The following is a 20,387-nucleotide window of genomic DNA, read 5'->3' on the forward strand; positions in this document are numbered from 1 at the left end:
ATATCTACTCAGCAAGCTTTATCTTTTTTGTATGCGTATAATCGTACTCATAGCGCTGTTTTTCAGCACAACTAAACTGCTACTGGCCCAAACAAATTACGTGACCAGTTCCCCGAATGCATCATCGCCGGGAACGTATAATACAATTGTTGGGCCCTCTGCCGGAAATGGTACACTAACTGGCTATTTCAACTCTTTTTATGGCTTTCAGGCGGGGTTATCAAACAGCTCTGGTTATGAGAATACCTTTCTGGGGAAGGGAGCCGGTAAGTTTAATACCATGGGGGTGGATAACACATTTATAGGGCATCACGCGGGTATATCCGGCATTACAGGTAATTACAATACCTTCCTGGGTTCGTTGTCTGGGCAGGGAGTAACCACCGGTAATCGGAATACGTTTATTGGGTTTGAGTCAGGATTTTCGACCACTACAGCTAGTTTCAACGCGTTTATTGGCAATGGAGCCGGCCGATCGAACACGATTGGCTATAACAACGCCTTCATTGGGAACAATGCGGGTTACTTAAACAATACGGGCTACTATAATACCTTTATTGGGAGCGAAGCTGGCTATTCTAACGCGGCTGGTTCAAGTAATGCGTATGTAGGGTACCGGGCTGGTTATAACAGTACAACGGGATCTGGAAATACCTTTATGGGTAGTTTAGCCGGACAAGCAACTACTACCGGGGCCAATAATACATTTGTGGGAGGGAGTGCCGGAATCCTGAATTCAACAGGCTATCAAAATGCCTTCATTGGTACTTTTGCGGGGAATAATACAACGACCGGTTATCAGAATGCATTTTTAGGGTATAACGCGGGCTACAGTAACACAACTGGAGCAACCAATACGTTTGTCGGCAACGCAGCTGGGTATGCGAATACCACAGGGGCGGGAAGTACGTTTTTGGGAAGCAATGCTGGCTATGCAAACACGACAGGCTCTGGGAATACACTGGTTGGTGTTAATGCGGGTCAGGCAAATAATACGGGGAGCTTTAATGCCTTTATCGGGTCGTATGCGGGTCAGGCTAATAGTACGGGTGCTCAAAACGCATTTATTGGCAGCAACGCTGGTTATACTAACACAATGGGTTCAACGAACACATTTATTGGCAGCTCTGCAGGTTATGAGAACACAACCGGAAGCAGTAATGCCTTTTTGGGGGGTAATACAGGCTCATTTAACACAACGGGTTCGGGAAACACGTTTATTGGTACCTCCAATGGTCTTAGAAACACAACAGGATCGAGCAATGTATCGGTTGGGCTTCGGGCGGCCAGTAAAATTATAACGGCCAATAAGAATGTTATTATTGGCGATAGTGCTGGTTTCAATACCAATAGTGATGCCAATGTCATGCTGGGTTCAAAAGCAGGATTTGCCAACCTTACCGGGCAAAAAAGTACTTATTTAGGCTACCAGGCTGGTTATAATGCCGTAGCAGATTCCAATACATTTGTTGGTTACCAGGCAGGGTCTACAACCACAACTGGAAAAGGCAATACATTCATGGGTGTTGGGTCAGGACGTAGTAATGCTACCGGTAGCCACAACACGATCATTGGGAATGGAGCTGGACCTGCGAGTTCGGATGGTAATGACAATGTCTACCTTGGATATAATTCCGGCCTGCTCGACAAAGGGTCGCACAATATGCTCTTAGGTACGGGGGCCGATGTATTGGCTCAGAATTTAACCCATGCTACGGCTATTGGATCAGGGGCCAGGGTAGGGGTAAGTAATGCGGTGGTATTGGGTAACAACGCCAACGTAGGTATTGGTACGTCATCGCCAATGGCTCGTCTGGAAGTTGTTGGCGAAACACCAGATGCTAGTGGGGTTCGATTAACCCAGCTAACAGCCAGTAGCCCTACCGCCTACACAACTGATCAGTTCCTGACCGTTAATGAGCAGGGAGATGTGATTAAAGCCCGGTATAAACTGCGCATCAACAATGCTAATGAATGGAGTGATAAAGTTTTTGTTGCTGATTATTCGTTACGACCACTGGAATCAGTAGCTACCTACATTCGGCAGCATGGCCATTTACCCGGTATTCCATCGGCAGATGAGGTTGTTCGTGACGGCATGGATATGGGTACATTAGCGGGTTCGTTACTGGAGAAAGTGGAGGAGCTGACGCTGTATCTGCTTGATCTGAAAAAGGCAGATCGGCAAAAGACTGAACAACTCGATCGACAAAACCGACGCATCCAACAGTTGGAAAATCGACTTCGTCCGGCTATAAAAAATAAACGGTAGATTCCGCCGATCGATGTCAGCCAGTGTTCATTCGTTGGTATGACGCAACGGTTTGATGATTAGCTACGTACTGTGGTTGATTGGATATGTAGCATATCCTTTTCTAACCAACCTATGCAAGCAGCCCCGTCGTAATTGTCGGGGCTGCTTTTTTGTACCTACTTGGTGTAGGTGTTGGGGCGAGCCGTATCAGCCAAAAGTAGTTAGATGCTTCTGGAAAATGGCCTCATAGCGGGCCGCTGCTGCTGGTTGGTTGGCTTCCTTACAGGCTTCCACGATGGTTTGCAGTACATAAAGGTCTGCATTCGGGCTGCCAAATCGCCCCGGACTAGTCCGGGCAAAATTTAGGTTCTGGTCGGCACGTGTGACCATCGTATCGGCAATGGTTAGCGCCTTTTTTGACTCGTTCACCGCAAACAGAAACCGGACGTAGTTGGACGAGATCTGGTCGTAGGGGATGCTCTTATCCGGCATGACCTTAAGGGAGTAATCGAGCACCTGCCTGGCTTTGTCGGTTTTCCCTTCCCGAACCAGTTGATCGGCTAGCCGGAAAAAGGCTAGTCGAGCCGATATAACAGGAGGGCCTTTATAGGTATCGTCGTAGTAGACCTCTGGGTTGTCAAACTCCCGCCAGAACGTTTTCTTCATCATGTTGGTATACATAATTTCCGTGTTGACGTACCCATCCGTGGCGCCTGGTATTGCCACCGGCATCAGGCGGTAACTATACCCTTCCAGTTGCATATAATTTTTCAGGTTGAGGTAATGATCATTGGCCAGCGTACTCGAAAAATAGATTGGCCGTTGCCAGTTGTTGGTGGCAATCATGTCGAGCATGATCAGATCAGGTTTAAAGAGATCCTTCTTGCCAAGCGTCCACTGTAAGGTATCTTTCAGGAGTGGCCGGAGCGAAGGCGGAACAAAGTTGGCCTGATCCACCGCTTTTTTATCTATGGGTAGAAACACAACAGAGGATGGTAAAATATTCGTCATCTCTCCTGTGGTGAGGGGCACCTGAATGGCTGGGTTGCTCGTCTTAATCAGACTGATATACTGTTCTAGATCAATCCCATTCTTAACCCCATCTACCTCGTAAAAAGGTATGATATCGTTTTTACCCCGGTTGAACTGATCGAATTCCAACGACATCGGGACCGCATCCGACTCATAGGTCTTGCGTTTCATCTGCTGAATGTACCATTCTGTACCGAGCAGACTCAGATTACAAACGCGAACATCGCGCCGAAAGCTTTCCACTTCCTGGACATACCAGAGTGGGAACGTATCGTTATCGCCTTCGGTAAAAAGGATGGCATTTGGTGCGCACGAATTGAGCATGTTCTTTGCAAAGTCGACCGAGTGAAAGCGGTGATCCCGGTTATGATTGTCCCAGCTTTTAACGCACATCATGACCGGCACCAGGAGGCATGCGCCAAGAACAAATTCTGTACGGAACGTAACCGATTTAAACTTGATAAAGAAAGCTCTCAAGGCTTCGACAAGACCAAGCACGCCCAGGCCAAGCCAGATGGCAAAGAAGTAGAACGATCCGACGTATATATAATCACGTTCACGCGGCTCGGAGGGAGGGGAGTTGAGGAAAACTTGCAGGCCAATACCGGTTATCAGAAATAACAAGCCGATGATCAGAAAGTCGTGACTACGGCGCATATATTGAAAGAGCATACCCAAAAGCCCGAGCAGGAAAGGGAGCATATAAAAGTTGTCGTGCGCTTTATTGGCTTTTAATAAGTCAGGCATAGCCTGATTATCAGACCAGGGTAACAGATAACCGGCCCCCTCTTCATCACTGTCTCGTCCGGCAAAATTCCACATCAGGTAGCGCCACCACATATGATTCAGCTGATAGGTAAACAAAAACCGGAGGTTATCGCCCATGGTTGGTTTCTGGCCTTCTGCCAGTCCCAGCATCTGGCGGTACAACTGAGGGTGATTAAGTTGACTACTATATAGGCGCGGAAATAGCATTTCATCACCGGGTGCGTAGATATAGTCAGGTTGATAGTCGAAGATGACGTACTTATCACCCTGTTTTTTCCACATGGGTGCTCCCCTTTTCTGATCAATGGGCCGTGCCGTAAACACCGGGCCAAAGAGCAGTGAGCGGCTTCCGTATTGTTCCCTATTTTGATAAGACCGAAAGTTCAGTACATCATCAGGGTTGTTTTCATTAATAGGCGGATTAAAGTTAGCCCGGACGAGTACCTGCATATAGGAAGCGTAGCCAATGAGCAGAAACGCCAGAGCGAGTAAAGACGTATTGAGCTGGCTTCGCTGGTTGCGGATTGACCAGATGATGCCATAGGCGAGTGCTCCCAGAAGAACCACTGTAAAGAAAATCACACCTGAATTAAAGGGAAGCCCGAGTGAATTGACAAACAGCCGTTCAACAAAGAAAGCCATACCTGGCAAACCCGGTATCGACGCATTGATTACACCTAGTATGACCAGGCCAATGCCCAGGGCAGCAGTACCACCCCAAAAAGTTGGTTGAGGGTACTTTTTAACGTAGTAAATAAGCGCCAGTACAGGTACAATGACCAGATTAAGTAAGTGAACGCCGATGGACAGACCAATTAGATAAGCGATTAAAATAAGCCATCTGTTTGCGGCTGCATCATCCGTAATACGCTCCCATTTAAAGGCCGCCCACAACACAATTGCCGTGAAGAACGACGACATACCGTATACTTCTGCTTCAACGGCCGAAAACCAGAAGGTGTCTGAGAATGTATAGGCCAGCGCACCAACGGCACCTGTACCTATAATAAGTATACTATCTGAGAGCGTATATGCCTGTTCGGATTGGCGGGCAGTTCGATTAATCAACAACTTTCGGGTCAGTAAGGTAATCGTCCAGAACAGGAAAAGAATGGTGAAGGCGCTGGCCAGTACAGATCCCATATTGACCCAATAGGCTACGCGCGTCAGGTCGCCTAGTGATGACATCGAGAAGATTCGACCCAGTAACAGGAATAAGGGTGCGCCGGGTGGGTGAGGAATCTGGAGTTTGAATGAAGAAGCAATAAATTCACCACAGTCCCAGAAACTGGCTGTTCGTTCCACGGTTGTGGCGTAGGTGAGGAGGGCAACGGCAAAAATGAGCCAGCCAACCAGGTTGTTGAGTCGTTGAAATGACAACATAGACGTATAGATTTTAGCGATATGTATTTGTGTAAGAACGCGCCAAAACTACAGGTAGAACACGTTTTCTCGTGCTGGGTATTCTGTTAAGAAATGTTAATAAGGGGTTGAATTACAGTTATTTAACATTTTAATGGCCGCCACGCGCTACGCTTTCGGGCGAGTGGCAGAACAGAGCTATGTAGCATCCTCATCTGGTACACTAAGGAAGGGTTCTGCGACATCAGATAAGGGTAGGCCCTTGTAGACGTTCAATTTATAGGGCTTGAGTTGCCGTTTACTAAAAAGGTTTAACTAGTAAGAGAGAATAAGGCCTATTCTGATCAGTGATGATATAACATGTAATCATAAAAGCAGATATTTGACTACGTTGTCCTGCCATTCTCCTGCCTATGAAACAGTTATCCTTAGTTGCCCTGCTAATTCGTATTGTTTGTATTCCCTTATACGCCCAACAGAGGAGTGTTTATCAGGCCTATGTCGAAGTGGCAGGTATGGTATCTACTACAGAACGTACGCCGTTCTGGCTGCGCGCCAATCAATTTGGCACCGTTCCGTACGTTTCGCCGATTGGGAGCCTACGAGTTGGTGTCACAGGCTCCGTATCACTAACGGATACTACTGGTCCCAAAGCACGAAAGACGCCGGCCCGAGCCTGGGTACTGAGTTATGCGGCCGAGGCCGTGGGTAACGGGGGGAAAGAAAATCAACTACTTGTCCCGGAATACTATGTAAAACTAGCCCATCGACAAATTCAGCTTGTGATTGGTCGAAGAAGGGAAGTTATCGGTCTGGTCGATACAACCCTTACGTCCGGCTCTTATTCCTGGTCGGGGAATGCGTTGCCAATTCCTAAAGTTCAATTCGGTACAAAAGGATTTGCTCCGTTGGGGCGCAGGCAGTGGTTGGCTATTAACGCATTTATTGCCCACGGCTGGTTTGCGAATACCGATTACATGCAGCATTCATTTCTGCACCAGAAATCGGTCATATTCCGTGTTGGTAAACCAGCATCTACCGTGCGAGTCTACGCAGGTATTAATCACAATGTTCAATGGGGTGGCCATTCCGATTATCTGGATTATCACTACGCCGTTGATGGGCAACTTCCCGGACAATTGCGGGATTTCCCAAATGTATTCTTTGCCATTCGGACAGATGGCCTTAACAACCCGCGCATCACATCCTTTGATTATACCAATCTATATGGCAATCATGTTGGTAGTATTGATTTTGGATTTGAAGTAAGACTACCATCGGCTACGCTAATGCTCTATCACCAGCATAGTTATGACGATGCGTCGGGTATGTTTTTTAAGAATACACCCGATGGCCTCACTGGTCTGCAAATCCGGCCGCTGAGGCATGGTTCATCTGGTTTTCATATCGATGATTTGTTGCTTGAATTTCTATCGACGTTGAACCAGAGCGGCTCAATCTTTGAACCCTGGAATGGCCTCTCGGGAAATGATAATTATTTTAATAATGGACAATACCAGGAGGGCTGGGCGTATAAAAGTCATATTCTGGGTACGCCCTTCCTTACGTTAAATCAGGATGTTAAGCCTGAATACCAGCCTATTTCTGGTTTGACAGTCAACAACAATCGCGTCCAGATGGCACACGTAGGTATGCGGGCAACGGTCGCGCGTCGGATGAGCTTGATAGCCAAAGTGTCGTACAGCCGAAATATGGGTTCATTTACAGCTTCTTTTCCGGGTTCACCCAGGCAGTTTTCATCGATCGTCCAGATCGGCGTTCCGCTACCCTGGCTGGGAGGAATGGCCCTTACCGCATCTGTTGCTGCTGATGTTGGGCAACTATATACCAATACAGTTGGGGGATACCTTGGGCTTCGGAAGGCGGTTTGGCATCAATAAACTGCCACTGCGTATGCCACTTATAGGACCAAAGCCACCGCATATAAAGCAATCCTCGTCGTACACATAGTCTTTTCTTCGAGCTGTTTTGGCCGTAATACCTTTAAGGTACCAATTCGCTAAAACTCCTATTACTATGAAAGAATTACGCTGCAAAGACGTTGGGTTCGACTGCCCAGGCATTATTCAGGCCGAAAGTGAAACCGAAGTTCTTCAATTAGCTGCGCAACATGCACAGGAAGTCCATCAGGTGTTGGTTACACCAGAAATGGCGGAGCAGATTAAACCATTGATTCATGAAGCGGCTTAATCAGTTCACCAATCAGACAATGCTAACGAAACGCCTTCTGCTCACCTTTTTCTGGGTCGTATGTATGAGTGCAACAACCCATGCGCAACTATCAACAACTACAGCAGCTAAAAAGATGAAATTCTTAATTCATATCACGTGCGGTCCAGATAATCCTACGAAGGCTGCTTTGGGTTTTCTGGTAGCAAAAACTGCCTTAGAGGAAGGACATACCGTCGCGCTGTTTTTGGCCGGTGACGCCGTTACACTACTTAAAGACAGTGAGTTAGACAAGGTGGTTGGCTTGGGTACGGGTAAACTCCGCGACCACTTTGACGCCATTTCAAAAGCGGGCGGCCGATTTTATATGTCGGGGATGTCGTCAAAAGCACGAGGCCTGACTGATGCCGATATTACTGGAAAACCAGCTGAATTTGCTATGCCTACTATATTGGTACGGTTGGCTACTGACAGTGATCGGATGTTTACGTATTGAAGCTGCGCCGACCTGTATGACTTCTTCAAGGGCAGATGTTTATAGCAACTATGGTCTTTCTATAAACATGTGACTCTGAAGAAGTCATATAGTATACTGCTTAATTTACCTACATGGCCGCGGTCGCTTTCAACGTATCAGCCATCAGAGAAATGACAAGTTTAATTTCCGATTGAGTATGATCCAGTAATTCACGCACTAAACCAGCCTCAAAATGGTCCAGGTGTTCCAATTTATGGGCCAGTTGGGCTAATGTAGGCATACCAGCGCTCAATGCGGTTCCACGAAGCTTGTGCCCAGCAGCCTGTAAGCCGGCCAGATGGCTGGCTTCTGCCTCTTTTGCCAGAACAGACAATGAATTTGTTAACTCACTTTCAGCGGCTTCCATTAGACTGCTGATAAAGTCAATATCCTGTCCTGCAATATTTTTTAACACATCAAGGTTAAAGTGATCCTGAACTTCCTGCGTTTTAAGAGGAGCGGGTGTGTCAGTAGCTAGCGTTCCCAGCCATTTCTGAAACAGCGCAGCCATAGATGCTTCCACAATGGGTTTCGTGACAAAATCATCCATACCGGCGGCCAGGCACTTTTCTCGCTCCCCTTTCACCGTACCTGCCGTTAAGGCAATGATTGGAATACGGCGGCCCTGTTCCAGCTCCCGGATACGTTGCGTGGCTTCATACCCATTCATAACAGGCATTTGAATATCCATCAGGATCAAGTCAGGAAGCAACTGCTTATACATGTCTATTGCTTCCTGACCATTGTAAGCTTCCATAATCTGGGCATTCGGAATTAGTTTGCCTACATACGTTCTAGCCAGCAACTGATTCACTTTATTATCCTCAACCAGCAACAATTTAACGGGCTGGTTGCCAACGTCGACCTGCTGACTAGCTGCCTCCACGAGTACCGGTTGGTCGTTCTGTTGACCCAGGCGGGATAAGGCGCGGAACAATTCAGTCATTTTAACCGGCTTCACCAAGCGCTGGTTGATTGACAATGACTCACTCGCTTTGATGAGCCGTTCATCATCCGACGAACTATGCAGAAGAATAATGGCTTGCGTATCGGTAGGCGAGGAGAAGTTAGCTCTGATTTTCTCAATTGTTTCCAAGCCATCCATATACGGCATGTGGTAATCCATTATAATCACATCGTATTGCTTATTCTGGGCTAATAACTGGAGAGCTTCAAATCCATTGCGGGCTTCATCAACAATAATCTGTTTTAATAAAAACATTTGCCGCAAAATCAGACGGTTGTTTTCATTGTCATCCACAATCAATACGTTTTTGATCAGACTGATATCCTGCCAGTTAATGGGGTCGCCTGCTTCCGTTTTAAGTTGTACATCGAATGAAAAACAGCTACCTTCTCCTGGCTTACTGACTAACTCCAGACGGCTGCCCATCAAACCAAGTAATTTGTTGGAGATGGTTAGTCCGAGGCCGGTTCCCCCATACTTTTTCGTTGTTGAGGCATCTTCCTGAGAAAAAGCGTCAAAAATGCGCTCCTGCATCTCCGGTTTAATACCTATCCCGGTATCTCTCACCTCAAAGCGGTAGGTAACGTAGTCCTGTTCAGGGTCGGTTAGTGGTTTTATTTTTAGCTCAATTTCTCCTTTCTCGGTGAATTTGACTGCGTTCCCAAGCAGGTTAACCAGAATCTGTTTTAAGCGAACGGAATCTATATAAATAAAGCGCGGCAGATCGGCAGGTAGATTAAGCAACATCTCAAGTCCTTTATTCTGGGCTTGATAGGTAATAATGCCTGCCGCCTGGCTACTGATCTCGTATACATCTACTTTCTCAATGGCCAGCTCCAGTTTACCCGCTTCAATTTTAGAAAAGTCCAGAATATCATTGATAATGCTTAACAGTGCATTCGCCGATTGATCGACAATGGACAGATATTGATGCTGGGTTTCATTCAGGGATGTTTTAAGAACCAGGTCGGTAAAGCCAATTACCCCATTGAGCGGGGTTCTGATTTCATGACTCATATTAGCCAGAAATTCAGATTTGGCAACACTGGCTTGTTCCGCCTGTAACTTTGCTTTTTTCAATTCTTCCCGTTGCAGACAGGATTCTGTAATATCCTGAGTAAACATCATAATACCTCCAATCGACCCATCGAACTGGTACCAGGGTCTGATTTCCCAGCATATGTATTGATCGTGATCCCACCCTTCGGGCCGCCTAACGTATTCATCGTTTTTCTCTACGGCTCCGTTAATGCAACGGTCAAAGACGGCTTTCCAGGTATCGGATAGATTTGGAAATACATCAAAATGCGATAAGCCAATAACACTCCCTGCTAAATGATAATCCTCCATCCAGCGATTACTTACGGCCAGATAGGTAACGTTCCGGTCAAACATGGCTACAGCTGCCGGGGCATGCTCGACAAAAGCGGCCAGTCGTAGTTTTTCGTTGACTAAGGCCTGTTCCGCTTTTTTCTTCTCATCAATATCCTGGAACGTACCATACAACCGTTTGTAAGCTCCCTCCTTTAATTCAGGTGTACCGAGCACACGAACCCAGACTTCCCGCTCTGCCGCCGTAACGATCTGCAATTCAATATCAAATGGAATCCCTTCAGTGATTGCCCGATTAACAGACTCGACAATTAGGTCATAGTTTTTTCCTCTAAAGAAGGTGTGGCCTGTATCCAGCTGTGGCGTAAAGTCATTGGGTACTTCATGAATCAGTTTCGTAACAGTCGACCAGTACATGGTTTCTTTGATAAAGTCTGCTTCCCATGTACCGATTCTGGCTACCTCGTTGGTTTGCTCCAACATTTGCTTAGTCCACTTCAAATCGGCTTCCAATTGATGCCGCCGAGTAATATCAATGGCATTTCCGATAATGAATGGATCGCCATTCAGATCATTTTCCAGAATATTGGTAAAGAGCCAGATATGAAGTGAGCCATTTTTATGGAGCGTATGCATAATCCCGCTGGCTCTACCGGTTTTACGAATGGTTTCCAGATAAGCGTCGAACCCTGCATGTTGCTCCTGGGGAACTATATCTCTCAAACGACGGCCAATCAGTTCTTCGGGCAGATAGCCTAGTGCCTGAGCGCCAGCTGCGTTCACAGTTATAAGTGTACCCTCCAGGTCATGTATACACATGAGTCCCTGCGAATTTTCGAAGAAAGAGCGGAATCTATTTTCAGACTGATACAGTTGAAACTCCCTCTGTTTTTCGTCAGTAACATCCCGGGCAATGGCAAACAGATAGCCCGTGGCAGGCTCGGGCGTAGCTACCCATTGGAGATGGCGGTATGTTCCATTTTTGCAACGGAACCGATGGGTGAAATTGATGGTCAGGTTACCTGTAATCAATTGGCTGATTTCCTGTTCAGTAGCCAGCCGTTCATCTGGGTGTACCAGATCGAAAAAAGGAGTTGTTACTAAAAAGGATTCATCCCAGCCCAGTACCTGCTGAAAGGCTGGGTTTATTTTTTTTAAATAACCGTCGGCACCAGCTACAAAGATCAAATCATTCGAGAGCGTAAAAAGATTCTCAAAGTAAATAAGCTCTTGTTTTTGTCGGTGTTCAACAATAAGGGCAATGGCCATGTCGGCCAGTAGTTGTAACGCTTTTTGCTGGCTTTCGGTAAGTTTTCTGGGGGAGCTATCAAGTACACAAAGCGTACCTAACGCATAACCATCGGGATCAGTCAGGGGATAACCAGCGTAAAATCGGACGTGAGGATCGGATGTGACGAATGGGTTTTCCTTGAAGCGAGTGTCCTGTGTAGCATCTTCTACCTCAAAGTGGGTGCTATCCAAAATTGCATACCGGCAAAAGGCAACATCACGGCTGGTTTCATCTACATCAATTCCTACCTTAGACTTGAACCATTGCCGCTGGTCGTCGAGCAACGTTACCAACGAAATGGGTACTTCACAAATCAACGATGCCAGTTCTGTTAGCCTGTCAAATGCTTTATCAGGCAAGGTGTCCAGAATCTGGTAACGCTGTAACGCTTCTAATCGCTTACTCTCATTAGGAGGAGAAAACATAAATTTCACAAGCTAAGTATACGGGATTTTAAAGTACCGGATTCATTTTTAAGTTATTGTCGATATTTATTATTTGGTAACAAAAATGGGTTTAAAATTGATTTTTTTTAATTTATCGTACTGCTATATTCTTAATAAATGGCCTTGAGAAGCAGTTTGAGTTAGTTTTTCCTGAGCGGGTTTAACGAAGTTGAAATTTTGTCCAATCGCTCTGACGCAAACCGCTTCTCTAGAAATCTGAATAAACTACCTTTTAATAGATATTTTGTGCCTATTCTGACAATCTGTATCTAATGAATAAACCGTACCCCCGTAACTTGTATATCATGAATACCCGTAATTACCATTCAGCCATTTTAAACTATATACTTTGCACACTCATTGTCTTGGTTGCCACAACTGTCTGGGTAATTGTACTGCTATAATTAACGAATTGAGTGCCATTCGCCTGCGGGTGTTTGGCTGGTGTGGATAGAATCGGAAACGCGGACTTCAGTGGGGTCGGCGTTTTTTTATTAACAGCTATTCTAGCAATTACCATGTTTTCATTTGTTGATATATGTATCTATATTGTTCCCGAAAATGCTTTTCGCTATCTATCCGGAACAGTAGAACTTTCTCCCGAAAGCCACTAAAACACCAAAGCAGCCCCATCGTACTAGAAGGGGCTGCTTTATGTTAGTTTATAAGTCGTACTTGTATTTAAATACTCGGGTAGTTTTGTTTTTCAATACTGTTAGTGCGTCTACTAACTAGTTGACTAGTTTGATGCATTAAGCGGCTTCATTGACCAAAGTTAACAGAGCCAGATCTAAACCCTGAGGTGTTTTGGGAGTTTTTGTTGATGGATACTGAATTTCGGATGCGTTATGTTTAGTCAATAGGGGGATAATTTCCGGACTGAAATCACACAAGAACCAGTGCATGTTCATGCCAGGGTGGTGTACGTTTTTGAAAGCCAGCATTAGGGGGACCTGTGTTTTGGGATTTGCCGACTTGATGACAAATTTGAGGGTGAAATAAATGGCTGTCAGTTCTGTTCGACTAAACTCATTACCCCAGCTACGCGGAGAGATTCCAGGGAATTCTACGTCTGTGGCAACCAGTGTCTTAATGTACTCTTTTAGAAGTCTGACATTTGTTTGTGTGATCATGGTGGTTGAGTTTTATTAATTGTATGACTGACCTGAATTCCAACCAATCTAATAGTACATATTCATAAAAGTCACTATACGTAGATATTGTTTAGTTGGATTTACCTAAAACGGATTATTTGAACCAATAAGGATTTAAATAGTACGAAACGGTCTAAAAGTTAAATAAACAACTAAAACTCTATAAAGCAAACTCATGATGAATTTAGTAGCTAAAAATTGTCATAAAGACCACTAAATCAATAATAAAGAAAAAAAACATTTCCTCCAGAGATTCTGTGAGTAAAGAAAATTTGTTTATCTACGTCTCCTCAGGAACCACCAGATGCCTACAGCCAGCATAATTCCCAGAATAGGCTTAATCAGGCTACCCCTGTAAATCACTCCTTAATAATCGCCTTCGGCATCGTATTCTTTAGTTGGGTGCATCTTAAAAAATGGTTTGACTAGTTACCAAGTTAGGAGGGATTGCTTGGAATGTCAATAAATTCATTTGGTTTTACAGAGTACCTGTTGGTAGTAGATTATTACTAGTAACAGGCAAACTTTTTGTTAAGTAATTCCTGTATTTAAAACGGTCTCATAGTTTAGTGAACTATTTAACTGAAATTTGTATAGTTAACGTATTTTTGTTCTGTGTTTGTAGCAATTCAGCATATGCTCAGTTTAGTACCTCTGCTTTAGTCATTGAGCCAGTTGCTACTAGCTGGGCAGATATGACCGTTCGGGTTATGACAAAAGCCCCGAAGAATACGCCTACCTATGGTTCCCGCGCCATTGTCTATCTGGGGCTGACCATGTACGAAACCGTTGTGTTTGCTTCTCCTACCTATCGGTCAGTCATTTGTAAGCTGTCTGATACCCTTTCGTTACCCAAACCTGACCTTAAGAAGACGTATTGCTGGGAACTAGCTCTAAATGCCGGACAGGCGTATATGCTTAAAGCGCTCTATGCCTATACCGAAAAAACGCATCCTGTTGATTCTCTGGCAGGAGCAATACATACCTATTATGCAGCTCGAAATAGCCCCGAGGTTGTGGAGCGCTCTGAGCAATTTGGTAAAGCTATAGCTGCGAAAATTTTTGAATGGTCGAAAAACGATGGCGGACATCAGGGATATAAGCGGAATTTCCCCATAGATTATGTACGGCCGGTAGGTACTGGCTTATGGGTACCCCCTCTGATTGGGCAATCGAACACAAAAATTCCGATGCATCCAACCTGGGGAAAGAACCGAACATTCTCAGCGCGTAATAGTCAACTGCCATTGCCAAAACCTTTGGTCTACTTGACTGATACAACCAGTAATTAGTATGTATAAAGAAGTATTCGACCGGAAACACACCCTCACTGAAACCGACCGGGCCACTGTCATGTGATGGGGAGATGATTCAACGGAAACCTGTTCGCCCCCTGGGCACTCCTATAATCTGGCTACGATTGCCATCCGCAATAGCCATGTCAATTTAGTAAAAGCGGCTGAAGCCTACGCCCGTGTGGGTATGGCCGTAGCCGATGCCTTTATTCGTTTTATTCAGGCCATGCGGTTCAATCGGCTGCTACAGCGAGTGTTATATAGCCCTGGTTTTTAATTCACGGATAATACCCTCGCGAATCGTTGTGGAATCTATGTAAAAGTTGAGCTGCCTGCTAATCCAAGTCCTGCGAATAATGCTCAGTATTTTCCGAATTATAGATTGTATTCAATAACCTATGAAGCCCGGCACTACACCTCATTTGGGGCGGCTGCGCTGGAATGTGCTGATTCTCGGCTGATGGGCGGTATTCATACCCGGCATGATAATGAAGTAGGTCTGGCAGAAGGTACGAATATTGGCCACAACATCAATGCACTTCGGTGGCATTGATAGGGGATAAGCACATTGATCGTTTGGTTTCCCGACGGCAATAACCTGTGCCTGGTGCTTCACGGGTTTTACCATTTATCTCCCCTTTTATACACTTTATTGTCTGATTTCAACATCTGGCCAAATATGGATTTCTGTTCGCAATGCCTTGCCCTAATTTTGTCCGCAAGTGAACAAGGCTTGTCCAGTTCTGGACACTACTAAAAATCAGTACAGGAGGTAACCTGCTGTTTGTCAGTATATAGACTGAATTGGCACGAGCTTTGGACTTACTAAATCAACTCAGTAAACAACATCTTAAAACAGTTAACGCATTACTACCATGTTACTACCAATGAGCAAACTAGCAGCCTCTATTTTATTGAGTGCTTCTTCCCTGATTAACCCTACAACCCCTAAAACGCTTTCGTTCGATGCCAGTGCGTATGTGACGATCAACCATGAAATCCGGGTGGCTGTCCAAAAATCAACCGAAACGCCAGTCGTAGTATTGCTTCGCGACAAAAACAATGAGGTGCTGTATCAGCAAACTATTGGCAAGAAAGAAGCCAGGTATGCTATGAAGATGAAAGTTGACCAACTGGCCGACGGAGAGTATGAGCTGGAAGTAAAATCGAGTGAAGGCAGCATTCGGAAACAAGTAAATCTGTCGACGCCTGTTCAACAGACCAGCCGTACGATTGCCATGCAGTAAGAGCCGAAAGGTTAAATTAAGCAACAAAGCCCGACCACCATCGGGCTTTGTTGCTTATACGAATTGATGAAATGTGGGCTGTGTAGTATAATACTTATGGGTCTGTGTGTGTCATTGATCATTGCCCATGCCAGCTTACAATGTACTAACAGATAACGTTGCAGGCAGTGGACAATCAGATAGTATTGCTGATGGAACCGACTTTTAACTCACCTCTTTGTAGAATGCGTTAGCAAATATGCTTATAGAGCTGATTTAATTAAGATTCCCCTGGATGTATATAGGACCGAAAACAAGTAGCCCCCTCAATTACGAAGGGGCTACAAATGTATATATGGGTGTACGGGTAATGTATCCTTGAGACTCAGAATTTTACCAAAAGTTACATAGCCACAAAAAAACGCTGACTCCAGAAGAGTCAGCGTTTCCCATATACCCATATATGTGGTTCACGAGCCTGCCTGGCAGGTTCAATGAACTACACGAACACAAACAAGTACCGGGTTAATCGGTAGAGCGTTTGCTTAGTCTATAGGACGTATAAGCTACAGAAGGTAACACAAAAAAAGGCTGACTCTAGTAGAGCCAGCCTTTCTACTCTATCCACACCAAATGTAGACTCCATTCAGAGCCCGCAATCGCTACTATCTACTACGCAGTCCATATCCCCTTTGTGGCATTAAAATAGGTAGGGCTATCAGAGTTGATGCGTAAAACGCAGGATTCCCTTCCTGAAAGAGCACTTGTGTTAAACTAAGGCCAGGGCGTTGTAAGCAAGGGATTTCCTCAGTATTATTGTCTAAAACTTACCACTATGACTATTACGTTTACACCTATTGAATTGCCATTCAAGGTAGGGGATATTGTTTTTGTCAATCAAGAGCATGGCCAACGCCTTGCAAATAAAAAAGGGCCTACCTATCCTTACTTTCAGGCTCAAATAGAACGTATCTTCTTTGATGGTCGATTGGAGGAAATGAGCGTGATTGATCAACCATTGGACACTTACGAATTAAAAGTAGCCACTACTGTTTATGAGCTAAAGCCAATAGGAATTTATAGTGATTTGGTTAAAATGCCATTGAAGCTGACATTACCGATCAAAGAACCTAAGCTCTTCGCAACAGAACAAGATCTTAAGGACTATTTACAATCACTTCAGCATTTAGAACAACATGTAATTCCGTTTATGCCTGACCAGGAAGGCGCACGGTCTTAAACCAATATTCCCGGATATTTATGACAATATCCAGAAGTTGACTGTGAGTCTCGGGCTTATTAATAACTGATTGTGCTCCGAGCTGATAGGCTAATGAGATTTTATCATCATCTTCAATTCCGGTTAGCATAATAACTGGAATATCAGCCCATTGTCGATTGATCTTTAGATTCATCAATACTTCTAATCCATCAGGATAAGGCATTTGTATATCCAGAAAAATGAGATTAGGTTTAGCGGCTGGGTCGGCCATAACTTCCAGCATAATTAGGCCATTATAGAAAATACGTAATCGGCAATAGGGTATAACTTCGTGGATAGCCATCTCAAAGAGGAAAGCATCTTCCTCGTCATCGTCTACCAAATACACTAACTTATCCGAGAGGCTCTTAGGTAGAGATGGCAATGTCATAGACTGGGAGTAACTAGATATGAATAAATTATCTTTTCAAACATAACAAAAGCCACCCCAGAACCTCCCTGATAAATTAAAGTTTTATGTCTTATTTGCAAGATTATTAATGTAAGGTATTCATTATGAGGATATAGCTAAAAGAGCTGCGTGTAATTTTTTCTGATGAATCAGCTATTTTTTGCCTGCAATGCACGACAGGGAAATGATAATAGTTTCCTTTGGAGAATTTAGAAAGTGAAGGCACATACTACTTTGTTGGCCTTACTAGTACTAGAGAAAAAATGCCCTGCTGATAGTTTGTGCGCCTTGATGTATGAGCAGGACACCTGCAAAAGTGCCTGGAATAGGCGATATCCGCTGAACTAGCCAGTAATTAAACAGTTCTGTGTACTGCCTTTAGTAGAAAGCAGGGGAACCCGATGTTCAACAACTAATCGATACATTACAATGACTTTATGGAAGTGGGCTCAGGTGATTTTTTGGGTAGGCTGTATGATGGCAATTTGCTATGTAGTGACCACGTATCGAGATGATCCGAAAAGTCATTATTTCGGCCTGTTTATCAATATCATGCTCTTTATGGCCTGCGTATACCAGATTCGTAAAGTGTTTACTGAGGAGTCTGATTGAGCGATCTATTCAAAAACTCCACCACCTATGAATTCTGTCATTTCCCCAGGTGACCGCGTTAGTGTCGAAAAGACCGTGAAAGGATTCTTTCGGGGTCTTTACATAGCCACCGTAATTCACTGGACCTCCAGCGGTAGGCTTAAAGTTAAGCTGGACGGTAGTGGTATGGTCAAAATTGTATCGCCGGAAAATGTTAGAAAAATTGCAGACAAATCCACCGATGTAGATGGATCGAATGGGTTGACGAAATGACCTGTCCATATCGTGTCAAATCCCCTTGTTGAGAGCCTGTTTGACAATAAATAGATGTGTACGAACAAGGATCATTACTGCCACACTAATTAGCCTATACAGACAAAAGGTGGTAAAAACGCCCATTTTGTCCATTTAAACAAAATAATTACCTGACAACTACGGCCGTAATTACCTTAGCCAGCAGAAAATCAATTCACTTAATCGATGAGTATTCAACGAGTTTTCCTTATTCTGGCCTGGGCAGTACTGTTCATGCTCGCTGTTGATGCTGGCTTTACATTACTTAACCAGAAAAACACGTACCTCAATATTGCCGGACTTTTCTTCCTGGTTGGGGTAATCGTAGTCTCTCTAAAGACAAGAGCATTCACTAAAAATCCATTTAACGTAAAATGAGCAAACTACGGATTGTAATCTATTCTGTTGTGGCCCTGTTGGCAGTACTCTTACTAAGTAAAAGTTGCACCACTGTGGATGCCAGTCACGAAGGTATTAAAGTCAGCAAAATAGGCTCCGACCGGGGGGCATCTGATATTGAAAATGTAACAGGCTGGATATTTTATAATCCGCTTACTTCATTCATCGAACAATATCCTACGTTTACCCAGACCAAAGATTTTGACCCATTTACTGTTAGCGCCAAAGGAGGTACCCTGTTCAAAATTGACCCCACATTAAACTATCATCTGGTTAAAGGTCAAGGTGCTAACGTATATCGAAAGTATCGAAAGGAGCTTCCCGACATTGAAAATAATATCCTGCGGACAATTGTATATAACTCCTACCGTGATGTAGCTAATACATTTACTCCCGATTCATTAGTCAATAACCGGGTTGGTTTTGAAGAACAGGTCGAGGCTAAACTCCGTAAATCATTGACCGACGATGGATTCTCATTCGAGAACATTACCTCAAACCTGACCCCGCCTGAATCATTACAGGCTATGATTGATGCCAAGAACACGGCTGTACAAAATGCCCTGCGTTTGAATAACCAGGTGGCAGCAGAAAAAGCAAGCGCCGAAATAGCCGTGACAAAAGCGAGTGGGATTGCCCGCGCAAAAATTATTGAAGCAGAAGCGGAAGCCAGAGCCAATGAACTGAAACAAAAGACGTTAACGCCTTTGCTGGTTCAACAGGAGTGGATAAAGAAGTGGAACGGCCAACTGCCTACTACTCAGCTTGGGAGTGGTACGTCAACAATGATTCAGCTACCCATTAAATAAATTGATCAGCTAAAAGGGCCTGCCTATTACTCTGAATCTGTCTAATTGGTCAGGCTTATTCAGCGTAGTAGCCAACTATGGAATTTTTTGGATGATCACTGCTTAATTGATCAATAACCTCTCTAATTCGACGTCGACCAATTGGAAGACGAGCGCCGTCGTTCATAATTAGGTGCGCTATCGTTGAAGAAATCACCACACAGCTATGAACCTGATCGGGATTGATAAGGTGGGCTTTGTGAATACGAATAAAATGAGGCCACCGATCACTATACCACTTTAGTGTTCTGCTGGATAAAATAGCCTTACCACTAACCAGGTGAACCATAGAGTAATTGACATCACCAATTAAATAGAGAACCTGAGCTGGATCAAAGTTATGTTGAAGTTGTGCAGCAGCTAACCGCTTCATACTGTAGATAACTTAAGTGGATGGAAATATAAAAACACTGATTCTGATGGACTCGGCGTTTTTTTTCGACCTTAGTAAGGCTCTTTCATCTAAGAAATGGTGTTCCCATCTTAATGCGTAAGAGTACTTACCCAACTTATGCAAAAAGCCCCTTCCTGATTTGGTTGGGGCTTTTGCCTTTAAAAAAGAGGTAGGTTGGATAATTCCACTGCAAGGTACAGTGCTGCCGGAAGTGGGTGTGCTAAATGTTGTGAAAAACCTGAATTGGATAGTGGACAACCGAAGTTTGTAGGTTAACGTAGTGTATTGAACTAGCGTTTCGCCTTTATCCTGTCCATGTCGACTCGTCGTAAACTACCTACACTGGGGAGGATG

16 protein-coding genes are annotated in these 20,387 nt (G+C 44.5%); 11 read left to right on the plus strand and 5 right to left on the minus strand.

Annotation, left to right across the window (positions count from 1 at the left end):
- Positions 1-31 precede the first annotated feature (31 nt).
- Complete coding sequence (locus ACYVGO_RS24335; RefSeq protein WP_460971499.1) at positions 32-2,272, plus strand: beta strand repeat-containing protein; 2,241 nt, start codon at positions 32-34, stop codon at positions 2,270-2,272.
- 189 nt (positions 2,273-2,461) lie between these two features.
- Here ACYVGO_RS24335 and ACYVGO_RS24340 read toward each other — a convergent pair whose 3' ends face one another.
- Positions 2,462-5,437, minus strand: coding sequence for a glycosyltransferase family 117 protein (locus ACYVGO_RS24340; protein ID WP_460971500.1), 2,976 nt, complete (start codon positions 5,435-5,437; stop codon positions 2,462-2,464).
- 392 nt (positions 5,438-5,829) lie between these two features.
- On the opposite strand from ACYVGO_RS24340, the gene ACYVGO_RS24345 reads away from it, so the two are divergent.
- The 3 genes from ACYVGO_RS24345 to ACYVGO_RS24355 all read left to right on the plus strand — a co-directional run bounded on the left by ACYVGO_RS24345 (position 5,830) and on the right by ACYVGO_RS24355 (position 8,102).
- The gene (locus tag ACYVGO_RS24345; protein WP_460971501.1) at positions 5,830-7,317 is read left to right on the plus strand and encodes a capsule assembly Wzi family protein; all 1,488 of its coding nucleotides are present in this window, start codon (positions 5,830-5,832) and stop codon (positions 7,315-7,317) included.
- Positions 7,318-7,453: 136 nt separating this feature from the next.
- The gene (locus tag ACYVGO_RS24350; protein WP_142773757.1) at positions 7,454-7,627 is read left to right on the plus strand and encodes a DUF1059 domain-containing protein; all 174 of its coding nucleotides are present in this window, start codon (positions 7,454-7,456) and stop codon (positions 7,625-7,627) included.
- Complete coding sequence (locus tag ACYVGO_RS24355) at positions 7,614-8,102, plus strand: DsrE family protein (protein ID WP_460971502.1); 489 nt, start codon at positions 7,614-7,616, stop codon at positions 8,100-8,102. The genes ACYVGO_RS24350 and ACYVGO_RS24355 overlap by 14 nt, the downstream gene beginning before the upstream one ends.
- 109 nt (positions 8,103-8,211) lie before the next feature.
- On the opposite strand, the gene ACYVGO_RS24360 is transcribed toward ACYVGO_RS24355, so the two are convergent.
- Positions 8,212-12,138, minus strand: coding sequence for a PAS domain S-box protein (locus ACYVGO_RS24360; RefSeq protein ID WP_460971503.1), 3,927 nt, complete (start codon positions 12,136-12,138; stop codon positions 8,212-8,214).
- Between the two features lie 773 nt (positions 12,139-12,911).
- Positions 12,912-13,292: a hypothetical protein gene (locus ACYVGO_RS24365; protein ID WP_210422390.1), complete on the minus strand. Its 381-nt coding sequence runs from the start codon at positions 13,290-13,292 to the stop codon at positions 12,912-12,914.
- Between the two features lie 731 nt (positions 13,293-14,023).
- Between ACYVGO_RS24365 and ACYVGO_RS24370 the strand changes: the two genes are divergently transcribed.
- The 4 genes from ACYVGO_RS24370 to ACYVGO_RS24385 all read left to right on the plus strand — a co-directional run bounded on the left by ACYVGO_RS24370 (position 14,024) and on the right by ACYVGO_RS24385 (position 17,074).
- Positions 14,024-14,605 carry a hypothetical protein gene (locus tag ACYVGO_RS24370; protein WP_460971504.1) on the plus strand — a complete coding sequence of 194 codons (582 nt, stop codon included), beginning with the start codon at positions 14,024-14,026 and terminating at the stop codon, positions 14,603-14,605.
- A 385-nt stretch (positions 14,606-14,990) separates the two neighbouring features.
- The gene (locus ACYVGO_RS24375; protein ID WP_142773754.1) at positions 14,991-15,161 is read left to right on the plus strand and encodes a hypothetical protein; all 171 of its coding nucleotides are present in this window, start codon (positions 14,991-14,993) and stop codon (positions 15,159-15,161) included.
- 334 nt (positions 15,162-15,495) lie between these two features.
- Complete coding sequence (locus tag ACYVGO_RS24380) at positions 15,496-15,855, plus strand: hypothetical protein (protein WP_460971505.1); 360 nt, start codon at positions 15,496-15,498, stop codon at positions 15,853-15,855.
- 814 nt (positions 15,856-16,669) lie between these two features.
- Entirely contained in the window at positions 16,670-17,074 is a 405-nt protein-coding gene (locus ACYVGO_RS24385; RefSeq protein WP_142773752.1) for a hypothetical protein, read from the plus strand.
- On the opposite strand, the gene ACYVGO_RS24390 is transcribed toward ACYVGO_RS24385, so the two are convergent.
- Positions 17,043-17,486 (minus strand): response regulator, encoded by a 444-nt coding sequence (locus tag ACYVGO_RS24390; protein ID WP_168207827.1) that lies wholly within the window; start codon positions 17,484-17,486, stop codon positions 17,043-17,045. The genes ACYVGO_RS24385 and ACYVGO_RS24390 overlap by 32 nt on opposite strands.
- A 660-nt stretch (positions 17,487-18,146) precedes the next feature.
- Between ACYVGO_RS24390 and ACYVGO_RS24395 the strand changes: the two genes are divergently transcribed.
- The 3 genes from ACYVGO_RS24395 to ACYVGO_RS24405 all read left to right on the plus strand — a co-directional run bounded on the left by ACYVGO_RS24395 (position 18,147) and on the right by ACYVGO_RS24405 (position 19,600).
- Complete coding sequence (locus tag ACYVGO_RS24395) at positions 18,147-18,371, plus strand: hypothetical protein (protein WP_460971506.1); 225 nt, start codon at positions 18,147-18,149, stop codon at positions 18,369-18,371.
- Between the two features lie 207 nt (positions 18,372-18,578).
- Complete coding sequence (locus tag ACYVGO_RS24400; protein WP_142773749.1) at positions 18,579-18,770, plus strand: hypothetical protein; 192 nt, start codon at positions 18,579-18,581, stop codon at positions 18,768-18,770.
- Complete coding sequence (locus ACYVGO_RS24405) at positions 18,767-19,600, plus strand: SPFH domain-containing protein (RefSeq protein WP_142773748.1); 834 nt, start codon at positions 18,767-18,769, stop codon at positions 19,598-19,600. Before ACYVGO_RS24400 ends, ACYVGO_RS24405 begins: the two co-directional genes overlap by 4 nt.
- 55 nt (positions 19,601-19,655) lie before the next feature.
- Here ACYVGO_RS24405 and ACYVGO_RS24410 read toward each other — a convergent pair whose 3' ends face one another.
- Entirely contained in the window at positions 19,656-20,012 is a 357-nt protein-coding gene (locus tag ACYVGO_RS24410; RefSeq protein WP_460971508.1) for a LytR/AlgR family response regulator transcription factor, read from the minus strand.
- Positions 20,013-20,387 lie beyond the last annotated feature (375 nt).

This window comes from Spirosoma migulaei (genome assembly GCF_054776855.1).